Raw genomic sequence first — 5,292 nt, forward strand, 5'->3', positions numbered from 1 at the left:
GCCCGCCCGAGGCGGGCGCGCGCCGGGCTCAGGGGCCGGTGGGGGTGAGGTAGCGGACGACGAGGTCGCCGACCAGGGTGCGGTAGTGGCCGCGGCGGGCGGGGTCGAGCAGGTCGCGGCCGAAGAGGGCGTCGAAGGTGTGCCGGTTGGCGACCGCGAAGACGCAGTAGGCGCTGATCACCATGTGCACGTCGAGGGGGTCGGCGTCGGCGCGGACGGTGCCGTCGGCGCGCCCGTCGGCGAGGAGCCCGGCGATGAGGTCGGTGACGGGCATGTTGAGGTTGCGCAGCGTTTCGGAGCTGGCCAGGTGCTCGGCGCGGTGGATGTTCTCGATGCTGACGAGCCGGATGAACTCCGGGTGGGCCACGTGGTGGTCGTAGGTCAGCTCGGCCAGGCGGCGCATGGCCTCGATGGGGCGCAGGCCGGTGAGGTCGAGGTCGCGCTCGCTCTGCCGGATACCGGCGTAGGCGTGCTCCAGGACCGCGACGTAGAGCCCCTCCTTGCCGCCGAAGTAGTAGTAGATCATCCGCTTGGTGGTGCGGGTGCGCTCGGCGATGCGGTCGACGCGCGCCCCGGTGTACCCCTGCTCGGCGAACTCGCGGGTGGCGACCTCGATGATCTCCGCCCGGGTGCGGGCGGCGTCGCGCGCGCGGCCGGGGCCTCGGACGGCGGGCGGCGCGGGGTCCTGCATGCGGCTCCTCGGTGGGGTGGCGGACGGGGCCACTGTACCGACGGCTCCCCCGCGCCGGCCGCAACGGGTGCGCGGGGGCGGCGGGCTTTACACGGCGGCGTGTGATGTGGCTTACTAACGTACTAGTTCGTACATTAACGTCGCCTGCACGGAGCACCCATGCCGCCACGCCGCTCCCACCTGGTGGGCCTCATCGGGGCCGGAATCGGCCCCTCCCTCACCCCCGAGCTGCACGAGCGCGCCGCCGAACGCCACGGCCTGCGCTACGTCTACCGCACCATCGACATCGACGCGCTCGGCCGGCCGGCGTCCGACGTCGGCACCCTCCTGGCCGCCGCGCGCGAGTTCGGGTTCGACGCCCTGAACATCACCCACCCGTGCAAGCGCGCGGTGCTGCCGTTCCTGGACCGGCTCTCCCCCGAGGCGTCCCTGCTGGGCGCCGTGAACACCGTGCTGTTCGACGGGTCCGCCGCCGTGGGCCACAACACCGACGGGTCCGGGTTCGCCCGGTCCTTCGCGCGCGGCCTGCCGGACGCCGACCTGGACCGGGTGGTGCTGGTGGGGGCGGGCGGCGCCGGGGCCGCCGTCGGGCACGCCCTGCTCGACCTGGGCGCCGCGCACCTGACGGTGGTCGACACCGACGGCGCCCGCGCCGGCGACCTCGCCGCCGACCTGCGCGCGCACGCCGGCGCCGACCGCGCCGGGCACGCCGCCCCCGCCGACCTGCCCGCGCTGCTCGCCGGCGCCTCCGGCCTGGTCAACGCCACCCCGGTCGGCATGGCCGCCCACCCCGGCGCCCCTGTCCCGCTGGAGGCGCTGCGCCCGCGCACGTGGGTGGCCGACGTCGTTTACCGGCCCGCCGACACCCCCCTGCTCGACCACGCCGCCGCGCTGGGCTGCCGCACCCTCGGCGGCGCCGGGATGGCCGTGTTCCAGGCGGTCGAGGCGTTCCGCCTGGTGACCGGGATCGCCCCCGACCCCGGGCCGATGCTCGCCGACATGTCCGCCCTCACCGCGCCGCCCCCGACCGCCCCCCGACTCCCCTAGGAGCCGCCATGCGCACCTCGATCGCCACCGTGTCCATCAGCGGCCCGCTGGAGCGCAAGCTCGCGGCGGCGGCCGCGGCCGGATTCGACGCCGTCGAGATCTTCGAGAACGACCTGATCGCCGCCGCGTCCACGCCCGAGGAGGTGCGCGCCCGCGCCGCCGACCTCGGCCTGGAGATCGCCCTCTACCAGCCGTTCCGCGACGTCGAGGCGGCCCCGCCCGACCGCTTCGCCGAGGTGCTGCGGCGCGCCGGGCACAAGTTCGCGCTGATGCGCCGCCTGGGCGCCGACCTGGTGCTGGTGTGCTCGACCACGGCGCCGTGGGCGGTGGACGACGACGCCCTCGCGGCCGAGCAGCTGCACCGGTTCGCCTCGGCGGCCGAGGCGCACGGCATCCGGGTCGCCTACGAGGCGCTGGCCTGGGGCCGGCACGTGGACGACTACCGGCACGCGTGGCGGATCGTGCGCATGGCCGACCACCCGGCGCTGGGGACCTGCCTGGACAGCTTCCACATCCTGTCGCGGGGCACCGACACCGCGGCCGTCGAGACCATCCCCGGCGACCGCGTCTTCTTCCTCCAGCTCGCCGACGCCCCGCTGATGGCGATGGACGTCCTGCAGTGGAGCCGGCACTACCGGTGCTTCCCCGGGCAGGGCGAGCTGGACGTCGCCGGGGTGCTCGCCGCCGCGCTGCGCGCCGGCTACACCGGCCCGGCGTCGCTGGAGGTGTTCAACGACGTCTACCGGCGCACCGAGCCCGAGCGCGGCGCCGTCGACGCCATGCGCTCCCTGCTCGCCCTGCAGGAGGAGGCCGCCGCCCGGCTCGCGGCGGGCCCGGCCGGCCCGGCGGCGGAGCGGGCGCGCGCCCGGCTGCGCGCGGTGCCCGCCGCCGGGCCGGCGACCGGGTTCGCGTTCACCGAACTGGCCGTCTCCGCTGCCGGCGGGGAGCGGGTCGCCGCCCAGCTCGCGGCCCTCGGGTTCACCCGGCGCGGCCGGCACCGCACCAAGCCGGTCGACCTGTGGGCGAGCGGCCCGGCCCGCGTCCTGGTCACCGAGGCGGACGGCGGCCCCGACGCGCGGGTGGCCGCCCTCGGCCTGGAGACCGCCGACCCGGCGGCGGCGGTGGCCCGCGCCGAGGCGCTGCTGGCGCCGGTGCTGCCCCGCACGACCGCCGCGGGCGACGCCCCGCTGGACGCGGTCGCCGCCCCCGACGGCACCGAGATGTTCTTCTGCCGCACCGGGCGCACCGACGCCCCCTCGTGGACCGACGACTTCGCGCCCGCCCCGGAGGCGCCGGAGGGCGGCCTCGACGGCACCGGCCCCGGAGCGGACCCCGGCTCCCCGCTGGAGGCCATCGACCACGTGGGGCTGCCGCAGCCGCGCCACCACGTGGACGAGGCCGCGCTGTTCTACCGCAGCGTCCTGGCGCTGCGGCCGAGCCCGAGCGTGCAGGTCGCCGACCCCTACGGGCTGGTGCGCAGCCGGGCCGTCGGCACGCCCGACGGGGCGGTGCGGCTGGCGCTGAGCATCGAGGACGTCGACCCGCACGGCCCGGCGCCGCACCTGGGGCTGCAGCACGTCGCGGTGCGCACCGGCGACATCCGCGCCCTGGTGCGCCGGGCCCGCGCCCGCGGTGCGGTGTTCCTCGGCGTCCCGCCCAACTATTACGACGACCTGGAGGCCCGCTACGACCTCGATCCCGGGCTCGCCGCCGACCTGCGCGACCTCGGCCTGATGTACGACCGCGACGCCGACGGCGCCTTCCTGCACTGCTACCTGGCGACCGTCGGCCGCGTGTTCTTCGAGGTGGTGCAGCGCGTCGGCGGCTACGCCGGGTTCGGCGCCGCCAACGCGCCCGTCCGCCGGGCCGCGCAGCGCGCCCTGACCACCGCCTCCTGACCAGCGGCGGGCGGGTGCCCGCCGCCGCGGACGGACCCCGCGGCGGCCGCGCCCGCCCCGCCGGACGCCCGCGCCGCCACCCCGCCGGGCGCCCCGCCGTGACCGCGCGCCCATCCGCCGCGCGGCACCCCGCACCGCCGCCGACCGCGGCCCGCCACCGCACCGCCCCTCCCCCACGTCCGCCCCCTTCGCATCGGAGGACCCCATGAGCCAGCACGCGGACCCGCCGTCCGCCGCCGACCGCCCCGAGGACGCCGCCCCCCTCGTCCGCGACCTGCCCGACCCGCCGCCGCTGCGCCGGATGGTCGGGCCCGGCGTGGTCGCCGTCGGCGTCGGCCTCGCCGCGGGCGAGATCATCCTCTGGCCCTACCTGACCTCGATCGCCGGCCTGGGCCTGCTGTGGCTGGCCATCGTCACCGTGGCCGTGCAGGCCCTCATCAACATGGAGATCGAGCGCTACACCCTGGCCACCGGGCAGACGGTGGTCGCCGGGGTGTCCCGGTGGTGGCGCGGCTGGGGCATCGCCATCTGCCTGGCCGGGGCGTTCCAGTACGTGTGGCCGGGTTGGGCCACCAGCGGGTCGACCGTGGCCACCTTCCTCATCGGCGGCGGCGACCCGGTGCTGATCTCGGTGGGCGCGCTGGTGGTGATCGGCGTCCTGCTCTCGGCGTCGAAGGTGGTCTACCGCACGGTCGAGCGGGTGGAGACCGCCAAGGTGCTGCTCACCCTGTTCCTGCTGGTCGTCGTCGGCCTGGTCGTGGTGTCGGCGTCGACGTGGGGCGAGGGCGCGGTGCAGGCCGTCACCGGGTTCGGCCGGATCCCCGACGGGGTGACCTTCACGCTGCTGCTCAGCGCCATCGGCGCCGCAGGGGCGGGCGGCGTGCACAACCTGGTGCTGAGCAACTGGATCCGCGACAAGCGGTACGGCATGGGCGCGCACGTGCCCCGGCTGGTGTCGCCCATCACCGGGCGCGAGGAGGCGTCGGGCGCCGACCGGTACTCCTTCGAGGAGACCCCGGCCAACCTGGACCGGTGGCGCACCTGGTGGCGGCGGGCCAACATCGAGCACGCGGTGTCGTTCCTCGCGGTCGGCGTGGTGACCATCGGTGTGATGTGCCTGCTGGCCTACGAGACCCTGTACGGGCGCGCGGGCCTGGACAACAGCCCGGCGTTCCTGCAGATCCAGGGGCAGGTGCTGGCCGACCGGGTCGGCGGGTGGCTGCGCGTGCTGTTCTTCGCCGTCGCCGCCGTGTCGCTGTGGGCGGCGGCCATGGGCCTGCTCGACATCATCGGGCGCGTCACCTCCGACTTCCTCCGGCGCACCTACCTGGCGGGGTCGACGCGGTGGAGCGAGCCGCGCCTCTACCTGGCCGTGGTGTGGGCGGAGATCGTGCTGGGCTCGGCGATCCTGCTCGCGGGGTTCGACCAGCCCATCGCGCTGCTGCTGGTCTCGACCTGCGCGGCGTCGGTGGTGACGCTCGTCTACGCGATGCTCCTCATCCGGCTGAACACCCGCGACCTGCCGGGCTCCGTCCGGCTGCGCGGCTGGCGGCTGGTGGGCATGGCGGTGGCGGTGGGCTTCTACGGGTTCTTCGCCGCCGCGATGGTGGTCACCCAGGCCGCCGCGCTCTGACCCCGCCCGCCGCGCCCGCCCCC

The 5,292-nt window shown here is 76.4% G+C and carries 4 protein-coding genes; 3 read left to right on the forward strand and 1 reads right to left on the reverse strand.

Annotated elements, in window-relative coordinates:
• Positions 1-28: 28 nt before the first annotated feature.
• Complete coding sequence (locus tag NT8_RS27055) at positions 29-691, reverse strand: TetR/AcrR family transcriptional regulator (RefSeq protein ID WP_067975653.1); 663 nt, start codon at positions 689-691, stop codon at positions 29-31.
• 159 nt (positions 692-850) lie between these two features.
• Between NT8_RS27055 and NT8_RS27060 the strand changes: the two genes are divergently transcribed.
• The 3 genes from NT8_RS27060 to NT8_RS27070 all read left to right on the forward strand — a co-directional run bounded on the left by NT8_RS27060 (position 851) and on the right by NT8_RS27070 (position 5,269).
• Complete coding sequence (locus NT8_RS27060; protein WP_067975656.1) at positions 851-1,738, forward strand: shikimate dehydrogenase; 888 nt, start codon at positions 851-853, stop codon at positions 1,736-1,738.
• Positions 1,739-1,746: 8 nt separating this feature from the next.
• Entirely contained in the window at positions 1,747-3,636 is a 1,890-nt protein-coding gene (locus tag NT8_RS27065) for a sugar phosphate isomerase/epimerase and 4-hydroxyphenylpyruvate domain-containing protein (protein WP_067975658.1), read from the forward strand.
• A 205-nt stretch (positions 3,637-3,841) separates the two neighbouring features.
• The gene (locus NT8_RS27070) at positions 3,842-5,269 is read left to right on the forward strand and encodes an Nramp family divalent metal transporter (protein WP_067975661.1); all 1,428 of its coding nucleotides are present in this window, start codon (positions 3,842-3,844) and stop codon (positions 5,267-5,269) included.
• The last annotated feature ends 23 nt before the right edge of the window (positions 5,270-5,292 follow it).

The sequence above is a fragment of the Nocardiopsis trehalosi NBRC 14201 genome (genome assembly GCF_001552555.1).
Classification (GTDB): domain Bacteria; phylum Actinomycetota; class Actinomycetes; order Streptosporangiales; family Streptosporangiaceae; genus Nocardiopsis_B; species Nocardiopsis_B trehalosi.

Coding starts and splice junctions, on each gene's coding strand:
- NT8_RS27060 (WP_067975656.1), top strand. CDS start 851: ATGCCGCCACGCCGCTCCCACCTGGTGGGCCTCATCGGGGCCGGAATC.
- NT8_RS27055 (WP_067975653.1), bottom strand. CDS start 691: ATGCAGGACCCCGCGCCGCCCGCCGTCCGAGGCCCCGGCCGCGCGCGC.
- NT8_RS27070 (WP_067975661.1), top strand. CDS start 3,842: ATGAGCCAGCACGCGGACCCGCCGTCCGCCGCCGACCGCCCCGAGGAC.
- NT8_RS27065 (WP_067975658.1), top strand. CDS start 1,747: ATGCGCACCTCGATCGCCACCGTGTCCATCAGCGGCCCGCTGGAGCGC.